This is a genomic window from Mesorhizobium sp. GW821-FHT04C10 (genome assembly GCF_059420305.1).
Genome location: NZ_JBWKTL010000001.1, coordinates 3,944,136 through 3,959,827 on the forward strand (window position 1 = coordinate 3,944,136; position 15,692 = coordinate 3,959,827).

Sequence of the window (15,692 nt, forward strand, 5' to 3'; positions counted from 1 at the left end):
TCTGATGACTTGATGAATAGGCCGATGCAACCTGCCATCCGAACGAATCTTACCGACAGCGCAACCGGGAGCCTGCGCGCCGAAATCGTCGGCGGCCGCTGGGGCGTGGGCGAGCGCATTCCCAATGAGGCGGCTCTCAGCGACCTTCTCTCGGTTAGCCGCGGCACGGTGCGCGAGGCGGTGAGGGTGCTGGTCTCGCAAGGATTGCTGGATACGCGCCAGGGCTCTGGCACCTATGTGCGCTCGACCGTCGATTCATCGGCCGCGCTCGACCGCGTCAAGCGAACCGGCTTGCGCGACCAATGGGAGGCGCGGGCGGCGCTGGACCTGGAGGCCGCGCGGCTTGCCGCCTTGCGCCGCACACCCGCCGATCTCGACCGGATGCGCCTGCTTCTTGCCGAGCGCGGCTCCGCCGCCAATGGCGGGAGCGACGCCTTCATCCAGCGCGATCTCGCCTTCCACAAGTCGGTCGTCGCGGCGTCCGGCAACAGAGCGATGATGGAGCTCTACGACTTCTTCACCGCGGCCATCACCGAAACCATCCATGCCACCATCGACGGCGAACTGCCTGAGCCGGACCAGCAGGCGCACGCGGCGATCGTCGACGCCATAGCCGCGGGTGACCCTGATCGCGCGGTTTCCGCCGTCCGTGCTTTCATGGCGCCGGTGCTTGCTCAACTTGAAAGACTGCTTTCCCAATGAACCAGACGTTTCGTCAGCCCGCTCCGATGGCGCAATCCAAGGCCGTCGAGGGGCTGGATCTCATCGATGCCGAAGCCGATAGCTTGCCGAAGCCACAGCCACCCGAACTGCGCAGCCGTGCCGCGCGCATCGTGCTTGGCGCAAGCCTTGTGCTGATCGCCTTCAACCTGCGGCCGCTATTTTCCAGCCTGTCGGTGCTGCTGCCCGAGGTGATGCAGGCGACCGGTCTTTCGACGACCGGCGCCAGCTTGCTGACCACGCTGCCGGTCTTGTGCCTCGGTCTGTTCGCCCCCTTTGCTCCCAGGCTTGCCCAGCGCTACGGGGCTGAACGCACCTTGCTTGGCGCGCTTGCGCTGCTGGCGCTGGGAACCGGGCTGCGCTGGTTCGGCTCGGTGCCGCTGCTGTTTGTCGCCACCTTCCTTGCCGGCGGCGCCATCGCCATCGGCAACGTGCTTTTGCCGGGGCTGGTCAAGCGCGATTTTGCCGGCAGTGCCGCCCTCATGACCGGGCTCTACACGATGGCCCTATGCGCTGGTTCAGCCGCTGCCGCCGGCCTCACCCTGCCGATCGAGCATTTTGTCACGGGCTCATGGTCGGGCGCGCTCGCCGCATGGGCGGTGCCGACATTGGTCGTGCTGCTGATCTGGATCCCGCAGGCGCTGGGCGGCCGGCGACAGGTCAGCCATCGCGGCTTTCGCGTCGTCGGTCTGTGGCGCGATCGCCTGGCCTGGCAGGTGACACTGTTCATGGGACTGCAGTCGGCGCTTGCCTATTGCATCTTCGGATGGCTGGCGCCGATCCTGCGCGAGCGCGGCTTCGACGCGGCCACCGCCGGCGCCATCGCTTCGGTGTCTGTCATGGCGCAGGTCATCACCTGCCTTGCCGTGCCTTCCATCGCGGTACGGCTCAAGGACCAGCGCGGCATCAACGTGGTGCTTGTTGGCATAGCGGTGGTCGCGCTGCTCGGCATTCTCTTCGCGCCGACTTCGACCGTGCTTTTCTGGGCAATCCTGCAAGGCATCGGGCAAGGTGGCCTGATCGCTGCCGCCATGACCCTGATCGTTCTGCGTTCGCCGGATTCGCATGTCGCCGCGCATCTTTCGGGCATGGCGCAAGGCGTGGGCTATGTGCTTGCGGCAACCGGACCGCTGTTGGTCGGCCTGATCCGCGGCTGGACCGGCAGTTTCTCGGAATCCGCCTTCCTGTTCGTCGCGCTTGGACTGGGTGCCGCCATCATGGGGGTCGGCGCCGGACGTGCGCTGCATGTCGGCGCCACGACCATGCGCATCGAGGGGGAAGGCTGATACAAGCCTTCCTCGACGCGGCCTCGGGAACCCGCCAACGCGTCACGCGATCCTGCACGAAATGTTGACCAAGGGGCTCAGGGAACGCCTTGCCGTGGCGGTTTGCGCGGATATGTATCGCTGATCTGATCAACGGAGCAGGCAATGACGAAGCAGGACCTTCAGATCAAGACCCGTGACGGTGTGGCGAAGGCGGGCCTGTTCCGCTCGGCCAGGAACTCTCCAGCCAAGGCCGGCGTCATTGTCTACCAGGATGCGTTCGGTCCACGACCGGCGCTCGACGGCATGGCCGAGCGACTGGCGGGTGAGGGCTATGCGGTGCTGGTGCCAGATCTCTTCCACCGCAACGCGCCTTACGGGCCGTTCGATGCCAAGACAGCCTTCGTCGAGGAAAAGACCAAGGCGGCGCTGATGGCGCTGGTCACCGGCACGACACAGGAGATGACGATCAGCGACAGCGCGGCCTTTCTCGATGCGCTCGCCGGCGAAGGCGTCACCGGGCCTATCGGCACGGTCGGCTATTGCATGGGTGGTGCGCGGGCGCTGAACGCTGCCGCGTCCTATCCCGAAAAGATCAAGGCCGCCGCCAGTTTCCATGGCGGCAATCTCGCCAGCGACGCCGCCGACAGCCCGCACCGCAAGGCCGCGTCGATCAAGGCACGCGTCTATGTCGGCATGGCCGGCGTCGACAGGAGTTTCCCGCCGGAACAGTCGACCCGGCTGGAGGAGGCACTGCGGAACGCGGAGGTCGACCACACGATCGAGAACTATGTCGGCATGGCGCATGGCTGGTGCGTGCCGGATCACAGCGTCTACAACGAAGCCGGCGCCGAGCGGCATTGGCAAAGGCTGATCACGCTGTTTGCCGAAACACTGATCTGAGCCGTCGGGCGGATCGCCTAAACGAGGCCGATCGCATGAAGTCCGATGAAAATAGTCACGCCTGCGCCGATCAAAAGCAGCGGATTGACCTTGGTCAGGAGAAGCGCGGCGGTTGATGCCAATGCGATGGCGCGCGCGACCCAGCCGCCATCTATCGCCTGCAGCAACACGTAGGTCGCCGCGAGGATCATTCCGGCGGCGACTGGCCGGAGCCCTGTCTCCAGCGCTCGCTTCCAGCGTGCGCCGCCGTTGCGGGACCACAGATGAGCGACCGCGTAGATCAGAAAGGTGGTTGGACCGAAAATTGCCAGCGTTGAAACGACGGCGCCCCAAAAACCCGCGACTTGCCAGCCGATCAGCGTAACCAGCAGCGATCCCGGCCCCGGGGCCATGCGCGAGATGGCGAAGGCGTCGACGAATTGCGCCTGGCTTAGCCACTGATGGACGTCGACCACCTGCCGGTTGATATCGGCGATGGCGCTCTGCCCGCCGCCGATGGTGACAAGCGAGAGCGGAGCAAAGACCGCCAGCAAGCTCAGCAACAACGATGTCTGTGGGGTCTCGCTCATCAACCTGCCCTGGCGTAGGTGTAGGCGACGCTCACTGTCCCAGCCGCGAGAACGACCCAGAAAAGCGGCCAGTGCAGAAGTGCGACGGCAATGAATGTACCGGCCATGATCGTCATGGGAACAACGTTTCGAGGCACCGCTCGCGCGGCCGTGATGCCCATCGAGAGCGACAGGCCGACGGCCGCCGCCGCGGCTCCGGTTAGCGCAACATGTGTCAGCGCATAGCGCGACAGTGAAGAGAATACCGCTCCCAGCAGGACTATGACGATGGCGGGCGGGACGATAATCCCGACAAAGCCAATAGCGGCACCACGCCAGCCAAGCAGCCTGTAGCCGATCCAGACAGCCATGTTCTTGACGTTCACACCCGGGAGGGCCTGGGAAATCGACAGGCCGTTGAGAAATTCCTCCTGTGTCATCCACTTGCGGCTCTGAACAAATTCCCGCAGCAGCCAGCCGCTCAATCCACCGCCGAAACTGGTCAGGGCGATGCGTGTGAAAATCCAGAACAGCTGCGAGCAGCTGGGGGTGGACGGTGTTTCCGGTTCGGACATGTTCGACGTTCTGACCGTGGCCATCTACTTGCTGGACAAAAGAACCAGAGACCCGAGTCCATATGGAATTGCCAGCACCATGCTTGATGCCAGCGGGTCACTCTTTCTTGCGCCGGATGTGAAGCCGTCCCGGCGGGTGATTGAGCGCTAAAGCGCTGGGCGGAAAAAAATCTTTGCATCACCCCAAGGATCAGCCATTAGCCTTCGTCCAACAGGCAAATGATGGCGATGATGCTGGATGAGAGCGAAGCCTCCGACGCCGAACTGATCGGGCGGGCGAAGGGCGGAGACAGGGGGGCCTTCGGCAAATTGCTGGAGCGCCACTACGACTTCGTCTATCGCGCCGCCTATCGCTGGTGCGGCAAGAAGGCGGATGCCGAAGACATCGCCCAGGAAGTCTGCGTCCGGCTCGGCAAGGCGATCCGCGACTATCGCGGTGGCGGCGCCTTCACGACATGGCTCTACACCATGACGATGAACGCGGCGCGCGACATGATGCGCAAGACCGCCCGCGAGACGGTCAAGACCGAGGCTTATGGCGTCCATGCGCTGATTTCGGGCGAGGCCCCGGCCGAGAGCGAGGATCCGGCCGAGGCGCTGTGGGCAGCGGTGCGGCAGCTTCCGGACAAGCAGCGCGATGCCGTGCTGCTTGTCTATGGCGAGGGCTTGAGCCACGCGGCCGCCGCCGAGGCGATGGCGATCTCGGAGACGACGGTTTCCTGGCACATCCATGAAGCGAAGAAACGGCTGAAGACGCTGATGCGCTCGGCCGGGGAAGTGTGACCATGGTCGACGATAACGAACTCAAGAGACTGCGCGATATCGCAGCACCGGCGCCGGGCGAGAGCGCGAAGGCGCGCGCCTTCGAGGCCGCCATGCGCGCCTATGATCAGGAAAATATTTCTGCCGTCACCCAAGGATCGGTCGGCGGTCTTCGTCTCACAGAGCGAGCACAAAAGCTCTGGAGCGAGATCATGCAAAAGAAACTCATCGCCACGCCGGCCCTTGCCGGGCTCGTCGCCCTGCCGATCGCCGGATACGCCACTTTCCACCTGCTGAGGGAGCAGCCGCCTAAATTCGGCGGCGACGAAAAGATCACCGAGACGCTGGCCAACAAGCCGGCGACCGTGAAGCCGATCGTGGCAGAGCCGAAGCAGGCTCCGACCGAACTGGCGAAGGACAAGAAGGCCGATGCCGATGTGGAGAGCCGCGACGCTGCCGATGCGCTTGTCGCGCCGACCGCTCCGCCGAAACCCGAATCGACTGCGGCCGGCGGCGTGGCGCAGCAGAATGCACTGGGGCGTGGCGTGCCGGCTGAGGCTCCGGCAACAGTCGATGAACTCGAGTCGGGCACTTTGAGGACCTACAAGCCGGCGCCGGCCCCGACGAGCGAGTTCGCGTTGGATGGCACCAGAACCGCGCCCAGCACATCGCGGGTCGCCCGCATGCCCGCGGCCGAGTCCAAGCTGATGGCGCCGCAGCCGGCCATGGCACCGGCCGATCAGATCGCGCCGCAGGAGGAGAGCCGCAATCGCGTCCAGGATTTCAAGACCAATCCGGTGCATGCCGCACTGGAAGACCCGGTCTCGACCTTCTCGATCGATGTCGACACCGCTTCCTATTCCTTCGTGCGCCGTTCGCTGAAGGAAGGCTCCGTGCCGCAGGCCGACACGGTGCGTGTCGAGGAGATGATCAACTACTTCCCCTATGACTGGAAGGGGCCGGACTCGGCGTCGACGCCGTTCAACTCGACCGTCAGCGTCATGCCGACGCCGTGGAACGGGCACACCAAGCTGATGCATGTCGCCATCAAGGGCTTCGACATCAAGCCGACCGAGCAGCCGAAGGCCAATCTGGTGTTCCTGATCGATGTGTCGGGTTCGATGGACGAACCCGACAAGCTGCCGCTGCTCAAGTCGGCATTCCGGCTGCTGGTCAGCAAGCTGAAGGCCGACGACACGATCTCCATCGTCACCTATGCCGGCGAGGCCGGCACCGTGCTGATGCCGACCAGGGCTGCCGAGAAGGACAAGATCCTCAATGCCATCGATAATCTTCAGCCGGGTGGCTCGACCGCTGGCGAGGCCGGCATCAAGGAGGCCTACAAGCTTGCCCAGCAATCCTTCGTCAAGGACGGCGTCAACCGGGTGATGCTGGCCACCGATGGCGACTTCAATGTCGGCCAGAGCGACGATGATGATCTCAAGCGCCTGATCGAGCAGGAGCGCAAGAGCGGTGTCTTCCTGTCGGTGTTCGGCTTTGGCCACGACAATCTGAACGACCAGATGATGCAGACCATCGCCCAGAATGGTAATGGCACCGCCGCCTATATCGATACCCTGGCCGAGGCGGAAAAGGTGCTGGTCGAGGATGCCTCCTCGACGCTTTTCCCCATCGCCAAGGACGTGAAGATCCAGGTCGAGTTCAACCCGAACAAGGTCTCGGAATACCGCCTGATCGGCTACGAGACCCGGGCGCTGAACCGCGAGGATTTCAACAACGACCGCGTCGATGCCGGCGATATCGGCTCGGGCCATTCGGTCACCGCGATTTACGAGATCACGCCGAAGGGCAGCGGCGGCGAGCAGATCGACCCGCTGCGCTATGGCCAGGCCACGGTCAACAATGGCGGTGTCGCCAACGCGGATGAATATGCCTTCGTCAAGATCCGCTACAAGCTGCCCAACGAGGACGTCTCGAAGCTGATCACCACGCCGGTGACATCGGCCAACGAGGTGGCATCCTTCGACCAGGCCAGCACCGACCAGCGTTTCTCCGTCGCGGTCGCGGCTTTTGGCCAGAAGCTGCGCGACGAGGATGCGACCGCGAAGTTCGGTTACGACAAGATCATGGAGATCGCCACCGCCGCTCGAGGAGCCGACCCGTTTGGGTACAGGTCCGAGTTCCTCTCGCTTGTGCGCCTTGCCTCGGCGCTGGGCGGCAACCGGTAGTGGTGATACGGCCGGTTTCTTTCAGATGGGATCGTTCTGATATGGGAAACCGGCCTACGGGCGGGTGAGGCAGGCCGGCGAGGGGTCATTCCCTTGCCGGCCTTTTTTTCGGATCTATTGATATTCAGGTGAGACCGGCCTGCGAATGGCGGCTTCCTGCGCTTCCGGTGCTCACGTACTTTTAAGTACGCTCCGCTCCGGTTCTCGGAAGCCACCATTCTCGGCTCGGCCTGACCTGAATCTCAACAGATCCTGGCGCAGCGCTAAGCGGCATGATCGTTAAATTGCGCGGTATTTCCGGTACCGGATCGCAATGTCCTCTTGTTACACCGGGCTTGTTTACGGGGCTTGAGGGAGCCGGAATTGCAGACTAGGACTATCGCCAACTCGCCGCCGCCGGTGCGAGACGCTTCGCCGGTTTCATCAGCCCCGTCAGCCGAAACCAGACGCATCAGCGACGATGTCGCGCAGGCGCGTGACACCGCAATGTCGGCGCTGACCAACGACCGCTTCCGCTTGATGCTGGAACAGATCACCGACCCGGGTTCATCCGGTGCTCTGATGACGATGCGCGGCGACAACGTGGTCGATTTCAAGTCGGCGCAGTCGAGCTACGCTGACAATAGCGATTAACCCAAAGATATTGCTTCAGGCCCGGCTGCGGCGGCGCTCGCGGCGTGCTTCGCTGGTCTCGGTGGTGTTTTCCGTCGCTACCTTGTTGCGCATCGGACCGATGCGCTCGACGATCGTTTCGACCGTCGGGCGGCTGGCTTTGGTATGGGCGTCGAGCGCCTTGCGCATGGCGGCAAGGTGCTGGAACGAGGTGCCGCAGCAGCCGCCGACGATTTTCGCGCCGGCATCGACAGCGAGACGGACATAGTCAGCCATCAATTCAGGCGTGCCGGAATAATGGATCTCGGTGCCGCGGAATTCGGGAATGCCGCAGTTGCCCTTGACGATCACCGTCGCCTGCGGCTTCGCCTCGGTCATGTCGAGCAGCGAGGCCAGGATATCGGAGGCACCGACACCGCAATTGGCGCCAACGCCGAGCGGGGCCTGCGACAGCCCGTCGGCCACGCCATGGATATCCTTCGGCAACAGGCCCATCATGGTGCGGCCGGCTGTGTCGAAGGAGCCGGTATAGGTGTAGGGCAGGCCGACGCGGATGGCGGCTTGCGCCGCGGCGCGGATTTCGTCGGGCGCCGACATGGTCTCTATCCAGGCCACTTCGGCGCCGCCTTCCTTGAGACCCTCGATCTGCTCGGCAAAGGCGTCGACCGCCTCGTCATAGGTCATGGCGCCGAGCGGCACCAGCAATTCACCGGTCGGGCCAACGGAGCCGGCAACGATCACCTTGCGGCCGGCCTTGTCGGCAACGGCCCGCGCAATCTCGGCGGCGCGCTTGTTCAGCGCATGCACGCGGTCCTGCGCATGGTGGAGCTTCAACCGATGGCGGGTGCCGCCGAAGGAGTTGGTCAGGATGATGTCGGCGCCGGCATCGACGAAATTCTGGTGCAGGCTGGTGATGGTGTCGGGCGCGGTCTCGTTGAGCAGTTCCGGCGCCTCGCCGGCCTCCAGACCCATGGCGAACAAATTGGTGCCCGTGGCGCCATCGGCCAGCAGCACGCCCTTTTCAGCCAGCAGGGCATCGATCGGATTGGTCGTCGTCATCGGATTGGCTTTCATATTTCGAATTCGAATAAGGATATAAAGAAGTCTTTATGTCTAGTCAATGATTTTGCAAGTGACGGGCTGCTCGATTGCCGCGATGGCCGTCGATCAGGCAGAGCCTGACGGGAACGTCATGCCGGCCAGATTGCGCGCGAAGGCGGCGGCCTCGTGCGGGTTGACGTCGGCGGCCCGGATCAGGTTGTCGAAGTGCTGGGTCAGTGCCTGAACCGGCTGGGTGGCGTTCAGCACGACATACATGTCACCGACATAGATGGCAGCGCGATAGGGCCCGAAGATGGTGAGCGGGATCGAATAGCGCATGCGGCCGTCATAGAGAAACAGCCGGAAGGTCGGGTAGAGATCGTCAAGCAGCGTCGCCATATGGGCGAGCTGCTGCTGGCGATCGGCCTCCGGAAAACGGTCCCAGACGCCGAGGCCGCGGGCAAAAATCTCCAGCGTGTGGCGCGGCATGCAGACTTCCATGTCGGTTTCCGGGCGCCGGTTGTATTCGATGCGGTATTGCGTCTCGCTGGCCTGCGCCAGGCGGCTCCTGTTGGTGATGTTGGCCTCATAGTCGACCAGCGCGCGGGTCCGCAGCAGGTCGGGGATGCCGGCCGGCACGTAACGGATCTTGGTGCCCGCGGCCTCGGCGAACCATTTGGCGAGCAGGGTGCGGTCGAAACCGTCGGGCGCTTCCTCGATCTCCAGGCTTTCACGGATTTCGCCGGTGACGCCTTCGTCCTGACTGAGACCGAGCAGCCAGTCGAGCGATACCTTGAATTCAGCGGCGATGTTGAGCAGCGTTTCGGCCCTCGGCAGGCGCGTCGAAGCGCCCGACATCAGCTGCGACAGTGCCGACCGGTCGATGCCGACCGCTGAAGCGAAGGCAGACTGGTTGAGATCCGATCGTGTCAGGAGCAGCCTCAGACGCTCCCGGAAGATTGCTGACAGGTCGCGTTTGTCCATCGTCCGGTTCTCCGAATCCTGAGGAAAAATTTGCGCCGAAGCGGCCCGGGGTCCGTCTCAGGCGTAAATGAATCCCTAAGGTTGTTTACAATGTGTAACATATGCGGTCAAAAATGCGCAATCGCAACATTTTGTATACTTTGTCGCGTTGAGTGGAATCGCTTCTCCTGACACTATGCTGTCAGGAGCCATTGGGGGTTCCGGCGACTGAGGGGCAGTGGTCGATAGCATGACAGGCAAGAGCATCAAGCGACGCAACGCACCGGCCATCGAGTGGCCAACCACGGTTCTCGCTTTCTTCTGTTACGGAACGTGGCTTGCCATCGGTTTCCTGCTCTGGCCTTCCTACCCCATCTTGGCGCTCTTTCTCCTCGGCTTTGTCCTGGCACTGCAGTCGTCGATCATGCACGAAGTGCTGCATGGCCATCCGACGCGCAACGCGTTGATCAACGAAGCGTTCGTCTTCCTGCCGATCGGTCTTGTCTGGCCGTTCCGGCGCTTCAAGACGCTGCACTTGCGCCACCATGCCGACGAGCGGCTGACCGATCCACTGGACGATCCGGAAAGCTACTATCAGGCGCTGTGGCAGCACGACGAATTGCCGCCGACGATGAAATTCCTGCTCAAGGTCAACAACACCATGGCCGGACGGTTCTTCCTCGGCCCCTGGCTGTCCTGCATCGGCTTCTTCATCGACGACGCCAAGCAGATCATGGCCGGCGACAAGGCGATCCGCAAAGCATGGCTGTTGCATGCGATCGGCCTCGCCATCGTGGCGCCTATCGTGCAGTTCGGCTTCGGCATTCCGCTTTGGCTCTACATTCTGGCACCGGTCTGGCTCGGTCAGTCGCTGATCGCGATCCGCACCTTTGCCGAGCATCAATGGTCCGAGCATCCGGAGGGCCGCACGGTGATCATCGAGCGCTCGCCGCTGTCGTTCCTGTTCCTGAACAACAATCTGCACTTCGTCCACCACAAGACCCCGACAGTCGCCTGGTACAAGCTGCCCAAGCTGTTTCGCGAGCGCCGCGACGAGTGGCTGCGGATGAACAATGGCTATGCCTATCCGAACTATTTCGCGCTGATCAAAGCCTATGCCTTCAAGGCAAAGGAGCCGATCGTGCACCCGGTGCTGCGTCGCGCGCCTGAGCACGGCCGGGCGTTCAAGCCACGCATCCGGGCCCGCAACATCAATGGGCTCGGCAGCGCGCCGGTGCCCGCCGAGCCGCCAAAGGAATAGTCCGGGCATCCCGGGATACGTGTCGGCCAATTCTGATTGGACGCCGCGTTTTTGCGATCCTTTCTCCAAACATGATGATTTGATATCGGCATGAGTGAATCGATTGCGGCCCTGCCAATGTATGACTGGCCCGAGGCGCGCGGCGAGGTAGACGCGCAATGGGCGCTGTTGCGGGACGCCTTCCGTCAAAAGGGCATCGATGCGCCGCAAACCATCGTGCGCCGCAATGGCGACCTGCCGCCCGTGCCGGGCGGCATCCGCGATGCCCAGGGAGCCTTGATCGCTCCGGATCCGGTGACATTGCCGCCGGATGAACTCGATTTTCACAAGCTCTGGCTGCACCCGGCGCTGCTGTTCGCGCAGACCTGCTGGGGACCGATGGAACTCGGCCTGTCGAACCATGTGCAGGTGGTTGGCCAGCCAAGCTATGACGCTTATGAAGGCGGGCAGGGCGAGCTCTATTCGAGCGCGCTGGTGATGCGGATCGGCGAGGGGCCGGAAGTCCGCTCGCCCGCGGACGGCAAGGCCTTGCTGCCGCTCGACCTGATCCGTGGCAAGCGCTTCACCTTCAACAGCCTCGATTCGATGTCGGGCATTATCGGGCTGACGCGCGACCTGCAGGCGGCCGGCGAAAGCCTCGATATCTTTTCCTCGCGCAGCGCAAGCGGCGGCCATCGCGGCTCGATCGTCACCGTTGCCGAGGGCAAGGCTGACATAGCCGCGATTGACTGCGAGAGCTGGGCGCTGGCGCAACGTTTCGAGCCGGCGGCGCGCAAGGTCGTGATCGTCGGCTGGACGGCACGGCGCAAGGGCCTGCCGTTCATTACCGCCCGGACGACGCCGGAAAAGACAATCAAGGCAATGCGCGAAGCCCTTGCCGGGTTAGCCGAGCAGCCTCGCATCCAACGGGTAGGTTGAAAGCTGCTCGTTGCCGGTCTCGGTGATCAGGATCTGCTCCTCGATCTTGACGCCCTCGCGCCCGCCCAGCCGGCCGATATAACTTTCCACGCACAACACCATGCCCGGTTCGAGCACGCCGTCGGGCGTGTCCGGCGTCCAGTCGCTGGCATGCGGCAGCGTGGGGTATTCGTCGGCCAGCCCGACCCCGTGGTAGAGGACGCCGTAGCGCGTCGGGAAGCAGTCTCCAGGCGGCACCACCGAGCGCTCGACAAGATCGCGGAACGAAATGCCGGGCTGCATCAATTGCGTGTTGTGTTCGATCTGCTCGGCGGCGATGCGGAACAGGTCGCGCTGCTCGTTGGTCGGGTTTGCGTCGCCGCAAAGCCAGGTGCGCGACAGGTCGGCGCAGAAGCCGTAGGGGCCGATCAGGTCGGTGTCGAAGGCGACGAGGTCGCCCGCTTCGATCACGCGCGACGAGCATTCCTGGAACCAGGGATTGGTGCGCGGGCCCGACGCCAGCAGCCTCGTCTCGATCCATTCACCGCCGCGCGCAATGTTGCCGCGATGCAGTTCGGCCCACAATTCGTTCTCGGAGATGCCTGATATCAGTGCCCGTTCCATCTCACCCATTGCCGCCTCGCAGGCGACGATGGCACGGCGCATGGCGAGGATTTCATCAGGCGATTTGATCAGCCTTGCGTTTTCCATCACCGCTTCGCCGTTGCCGATGGAGACACCTAGGCGCGCCAACTCCTCGACGCCTTCCGGATTGAGGTGGTCGACCGCGATACGGCTGTTGCCGCCGCCATGTTCCCTCACCAGATCGGCGATGCCGGCGGCCCAGCGGCGGACCTTTTGGTCTGTCAGTTCGCCGCCATAGAGATACATCCACGACACGGCCGGACGCACCTCGTCGACGACGCCGGAGTGATCGGACAGATGTTCGCAGGAGAAATAGTCGAACAGCACCACCGGGCCCTCGGTGGCGACGAAACAATGCCGCGTCGGGTTGTGCGCCACCCATAGCTGCATGTTGGTGCTGTCGGTCGCATAGCGGATATTGACGGGGTCGTAGAGCAGGGCACCGGCATAGCCGCGCCGCTTCAGCTCGGCGCGGATGCGCTCCAGCCGGTATTTGCGCATCGCCGGAAGATCGGGGGCGGCAATGCCCGCCGCCGCCCACTCCGCTTCAGCTATCGCGCCATAGCCCAACACATGCTGGTTGAGCGAAGCCGCCTTCTGGCGGGAGCCTTCGCGCAATTCCTCGATCGAGCCAGGCTCGAACGGCATGATCTTGCGATGGCGGCCGAAGCTGCCCTTTGGCGCCGCGCTGTCCATGGTCGAACCTCAGGTTCGCATCTTCTCGCCGCTCGGATCGAACGGCGCCTCGACATTGATGCGGGCCGGACGCCGATGTCCGAGGATCTCGATCTCGAACAGCCCGGCGCTTTCATCCTCGGCCAGTGCTGCCGGAACGTAACCCTGCGCCATCGACTTCTGGACATAATGGGCATAGCCGCCCGACGTCACCCAGCCGACCACGCGCCAGTCGCCGTCGATGATGCCGCGCACGGCCGAAGCGCCCTCGGCGGCCTTGGAGCCACGCACTTCCTTGCCCTTGTCGTCGAATCGCGGCGCGCCATAGCCATGCGGCTTTTCCACCGTGCCAAAATCCTTGCTCACCTTGGCCCAGATCGGTTCGTCTCCCATGACGTCGGCATCTGCAGCGTCGACGATGAAGGAGACACGGCGCAGTTTTGGTCCTTCCGCCTGTTCCTTGGCGGCGGCTTCGCGGCCGATGAAATCGTTCTTCTCGAGCTTGATGAAGCGGTCCATCGAACCTTCGAACGGGCCGTAGATCGGCCGCAACTCGCGGAACCAGGTCGGGAAGTTCTTTTCCAGGCGCATCGACAGCAGCGCGCGCATGCCGAAATCGACCAGGCCGAATTCTTCACCGGCATCCTTGATCGCCTTGTAGACCAGGCGCTGATAGGCCGGCGCCATCCAGATCTCGTAGCCGAGATCGCCGGTGTAGGTGATGCGGTTGACTAGGCAGGGCGCGCCGCCGACCGCCATCTCGCGGAAATCCATGAAGCGGAAGGCTTTGGTCGAGATGTCGACGTCGACCAGCTTCTGCAAGAGGTCACGTGACTTCGGCCCAGCAATCGAGAGGCCGACCAGCGTCTGGTCGAAGCGATGGATGCGCACCGAACCATCCTTCGGCAGGTGTTTTTCGAACCAGCGCATGTGGTATTTCTGCGCGGCCGACGAGCCCCAGATCATGAAGCGGTCTTCGCCGGCTTTAGCGATGGTGAAGTCGCCGATCAGCTTGCCGAATTCGTTGATCATCGGGGTGAGCACGATGCGGCCGGTCTTCGGCATGCGGTTGGTCATCAGCCGGTTGAGGAACTCTTCCGCGCCCGGTCCCGACACTTCGTATTTGGCGAAGTTGGCGATCTCGGTGACGCCGACGCGCTCGCGCGTGGCGCGCACTTCCTCGCCGATCGGGCCGAAATCGTTGGAGCGGTGGAAGGAGACGATGTCCTTCGGCTCCTTGCCCTTCGGCGCGAACCACAGCGGGGTCTCCAGGCCCCAGCTATCGCCCATGACGGCGTTGTTGGCGAGCATTGTGTCGTAGAGCGGTGTCGTCTGCGCCGGACGCGCTGCCGGCAGCTCTTCATTGGGGAAGCGGATGGAGAAACGGCGCGAATAGTTTTCGCGCACCTTGGCGTTGGTGTAGCGCAGGCCGGCCCATTCGCCGAAGCGGGCGACATCCATGCCCCAGACGTCGAAGCCGGGATCGCCATGCACCATCCAGTTGGACAGAGCGAGGCCGACGCCGCCGCCCTGGCTGAAGCCGGCCATGACGGCGCAGGCGCACCAGAAATTGGTCAGGCCCTGCACCGGGCCGACCAGCGGGTTGCCGTCAAGCGCGAAGGTGAAGGGGCCGTTGATGATCTGCTTGATACCGGCCTTTTCGATGCCGGGGAAATGCTTGAAGCCGATTTCCAGCGACGGCGCGATGCGGTCGAGGTCCGGCGGCAGCAATTCATGGCCGAAATCCCACGGCGTGTTGACCGGCGACCACGGCTTGCAGGCCTTTTCATACGTGCCGAGCAGGATGCCGTTGCGCTCCTGGCGGGTGTAGATCTCGCCCTTGAAGTCGAGCACGCCGATCATCTCGCGGCCGGTCGACTTGTTGAATTCCTCGACCTCAGGCATCGGCTCGGTGAGCAGGTACATGTGCTCCATCGCCAGAACCGGCAGCTCGACGCCGACCATGCGGCCGATCTCGCGCGCCCACAGGCCGCCGCAGTTGACGACATGCTCGGCATGGACAGTGCCCTGTTCGGTGACGACGTTCCAGGTGCCGTCGGGCTGCTGCGTCAGGTCGACGACGCGGTTGCGCAGCACGATCTCGGCGCCGAGTTTCTTGGCCGCCTTGGAGTAGGCGATCGTCGTGCCCGAAGGATCGAGATGGCCTTCGACCGGATCCCACATGGCGCCGACGAAGTTCGTCTCATCCATCAGCGGGAACATCGCCTTGGCTTCCGAAGGCGTGATCAGCTCGGTGTCCATGCCGAGATAGCGGCCCTTGGCGTGGGCGAGCCGCAGGAAGTCCATGCGCTCGGGCGTATCGGCCATCATCACGCCGCCGGTCAGGTGCAGCGAGCAGGACTGGCCTGATATTTCCTCGATCTCCTTGTAGAGCTGGACGGTGTAGGCCTGCAGCTTGGCGACGTTGGGGTCGCCGTTCAGCGTATGGAAGCCGCCCGCCGCGTGCCAGGACGAGCCGGAGGTCAGTTCCGAGCGCTCGATCAGCATGATGTCGGTCCAGCCGGCCTTGGCCAGGTGATAGAGCACCGAGCAGCCGACGACGCCGCCGCCGATGACAACCGCTTTTACGTGGGATTTCATGAAGATAGGTCCGTTTTTGCGTAAATTGAATCAGA

14 protein-coding genes are annotated in these 15,692 nt (G+C 63.4%); 8 read left to right on the forward strand and 6 right to left on the reverse strand.

What is annotated here, in order from left to right; translation table 11 throughout:
* Positions 1 to 24 precede the first annotated feature (24 nt).
* The 3 genes from AC07UC_RS19065 (at position 25) to AC07UC_RS19075 (ending at position 2,888) form a co-directional block, all read left to right on the forward strand.
* Complete coding sequence (locus AC07UC_RS19065; protein ID WP_494907041.1) at positions 25 to 702, forward strand: FadR/GntR family transcriptional regulator; 678 nt, start codon at positions 25 to 27, stop codon at positions 700 to 702.
* Positions 699 to 2,006 carry a CynX/NimT family MFS transporter gene (locus AC07UC_RS19070; RefSeq protein ID WP_494907042.1) on the forward strand — a complete coding sequence of 436 codons (1,308 nt, stop codon included), beginning with the start codon at positions 699 to 701 and terminating at the stop codon, positions 2,004 to 2,006. Before AC07UC_RS19065 ends, AC07UC_RS19070 begins: the two co-directional genes overlap by 4 nt.
* Before the next feature lie 144 nt (positions 2,007 to 2,150).
* Complete coding sequence (locus AC07UC_RS19075; RefSeq protein WP_494907043.1) at positions 2,151 to 2,888, forward strand: dienelactone hydrolase family protein; 738 nt, start codon at positions 2,151 to 2,153, stop codon at positions 2,886 to 2,888.
* 17 nt (positions 2,889 to 2,905) lie between these two features.
* Here AC07UC_RS19075 and AC07UC_RS19080 read toward each other — a convergent pair whose 3' ends face one another.
* Positions 2,906 to 3,457: a chromate transporter gene (locus AC07UC_RS19080; protein ID WP_140772987.1), complete on the reverse strand. Its 552-nt coding sequence runs from the start codon at positions 3,455 to 3,457 to the stop codon at positions 2,906 to 2,908.
* Positions 3,457 to 4,011, reverse strand: a complete 555-nt coding sequence (locus AC07UC_RS19085) for a chromate transporter (protein WP_494907044.1) — start codon at positions 4,009 to 4,011, stop codon at positions 3,457 to 3,459. Before AC07UC_RS19085 ends, AC07UC_RS19080 begins: the two co-directional genes overlap by 1 nt.
* A gap of 222 nt (positions 4,012 to 4,233) precedes the next feature.
* Between AC07UC_RS19085 and AC07UC_RS19090 the strand changes: the two genes are divergently transcribed.
* The 3 genes from AC07UC_RS19090 (at position 4,234) to AC07UC_RS19100 (ending at position 7,595) form a co-directional block, all read left to right on the forward strand.
* Positions 4,234 to 4,794 carry an RNA polymerase sigma factor gene (locus AC07UC_RS19090; RefSeq protein ID WP_140772991.1) on the forward strand — a complete coding sequence of 187 codons (561 nt, stop codon included), beginning with the start codon at positions 4,234 to 4,236 and terminating at the stop codon, positions 4,792 to 4,794.
* Positions 4,795 to 4,796: 2 nt separating this feature from the next.
* On the forward strand, positions 4,797 to 6,962 hold the full coding sequence (locus AC07UC_RS19095; protein ID WP_494907045.1) for a vWA domain-containing protein: 2,166 nt from the start codon (positions 4,797 to 4,799) through the stop codon (positions 6,960 to 6,962).
* A 363-nt stretch (positions 6,963 to 7,325) separates the two neighbouring features.
* Positions 7,326 to 7,595 carry a hypothetical protein gene (locus AC07UC_RS19100; protein WP_181179885.1) on the forward strand — a complete coding sequence of 90 codons (270 nt, stop codon included), beginning with the start codon at positions 7,326 to 7,328 and terminating at the stop codon, positions 7,593 to 7,595.
* Between the two features lie 15 nt (positions 7,596 to 7,610).
* Here AC07UC_RS19100 and bmt read toward each other — a convergent pair whose 3' ends face one another.
* Positions 7,611 to 8,633 (reverse strand): betaine--homocysteine S-methyltransferase, encoded by a 1,023-nt coding sequence (gene bmt, locus AC07UC_RS19105; RefSeq protein ID WP_494907046.1) that lies wholly within the window; start codon positions 8,631 to 8,633, stop codon positions 7,611 to 7,613.
* A 108-nt stretch (positions 8,634 to 8,741) separates the two neighbouring features.
* Positions 8,742 to 9,599 carry a helix-turn-helix domain-containing protein gene (locus AC07UC_RS19110; RefSeq protein WP_140772996.1) on the reverse strand — a complete coding sequence of 286 codons (858 nt, stop codon included), beginning with the start codon at positions 9,597 to 9,599 and terminating at the stop codon, positions 8,742 to 8,744.
* Between the two features lie 229 nt (positions 9,600 to 9,828).
* On the opposite strand from AC07UC_RS19110, the gene AC07UC_RS19115 reads away from it, so the two are divergent.
* Both AC07UC_RS19115 and AC07UC_RS19120 read left to right on the forward strand, forming a co-directional pair.
* The gene (locus tag AC07UC_RS19115) at positions 9,829 to 10,839 is read left to right on the forward strand and encodes a fatty acid desaturase (protein ID WP_494907047.1); all 1,011 of its coding nucleotides are present in this window, start codon (positions 9,829 to 9,831) and stop codon (positions 10,837 to 10,839) included.
* Between the two features lie 90 nt (positions 10,840 to 10,929).
* On the forward strand, positions 10,930 to 11,757 hold the full coding sequence (locus tag AC07UC_RS19120; protein ID WP_494907048.1) for a phosphate/phosphite/phosphonate ABC transporter substrate-binding protein: 828 nt from the start codon (positions 10,930 to 10,932) through the stop codon (positions 11,755 to 11,757).
* Here the strand turns inward: AC07UC_RS19120 and AC07UC_RS19125 are convergent.
* Positions 11,722 to 13,077, reverse strand: a complete 1,356-nt coding sequence (locus tag AC07UC_RS19125) for a M24 family metallopeptidase (protein ID WP_494907049.1) — start codon at positions 13,075 to 13,077, stop codon at positions 11,722 to 11,724. The two genes, AC07UC_RS19120 and AC07UC_RS19125, sit on opposite strands and share 36 nt — an antisense overlap.
* Positions 13,078 to 13,086: 9 nt before the next feature.
* A complete protein-coding gene (locus AC07UC_RS19130) occupies positions 13,087 to 15,657 on the reverse strand; it encodes a GcvT family protein (RefSeq protein ID WP_140773003.1) in 2,571 nt (856 codons plus the stop codon).
* Positions 15,658 to 15,692: the final 35 nt, after the last annotated feature.

Coding starts and splice junctions, on each gene's coding strand:
- AC07UC_RS19115 (WP_494907047.1), top strand. CDS start 9,829: ATGACAGGCAAGAGCATCAAGCGACGCAACGCACCGGCCATCGAGTGG.
- AC07UC_RS19090 (WP_140772991.1), top strand. CDS start 4,234: ATGGCGATGATGCTGGATGAGAGCGAAGCCTCCGACGCCGAACTGATC.
- AC07UC_RS19095 (WP_494907045.1), top strand. CDS start 4,797: ATGGTCGACGATAACGAACTCAAGAGACTGCGCGATATCGCAGCACCG.
- AC07UC_RS19065 (WP_494907041.1), top strand. CDS start 25: ATGCAACCTGCCATCCGAACGAATCTTACCGACAGCGCAACCGGGAGC.
- AC07UC_RS19070 (WP_494907042.1), top strand. CDS start 699: ATGAACCAGACGTTTCGTCAGCCCGCTCCGATGGCGCAATCCAAGGCC.
- AC07UC_RS19130 (WP_140773003.1), bottom strand. CDS start 15,657: ATGAAATCCCACGTAAAAGCGGTTGTCATCGGCGGCGGCGTCGTCGGC.
- AC07UC_RS19120 (WP_494907048.1), top strand. CDS start 10,930: ATGAGTGAATCGATTGCGGCCCTGCCAATGTATGACTGGCCCGAGGCG.
- AC07UC_RS19110 (WP_140772996.1), bottom strand. CDS start 9,599: ATGGACAAACGCGACCTGTCAGCAATCTTCCGGGAGCGTCTGAGGCTG.
- bmt (WP_494907046.1), bottom strand. CDS start 8,633: ATGACGACGACCAATCCGATCGATGCCCTGCTGGCTGAAAAGGGCGTG.
- AC07UC_RS19080 (WP_140772987.1), bottom strand. CDS start 3,457: ATGAGCGAGACCCCACAGACATCGTTGTTGCTGAGCTTGCTGGCGGTC.
- AC07UC_RS19085 (WP_494907044.1), bottom strand. CDS start 4,011: ATGTCCGAACCGGAAACACCGTCCACCCCCAGCTGCTCGCAGCTGTTC.
- AC07UC_RS19075 (WP_494907043.1), top strand. CDS start 2,151: ATGACGAAGCAGGACCTTCAGATCAAGACCCGTGACGGTGTGGCGAAG.
- AC07UC_RS19125 (WP_494907049.1), bottom strand. CDS start 13,077: ATGGACAGCGCGGCGCCAAAGGGCAGCTTCGGCCGCCATCGCAAGATC.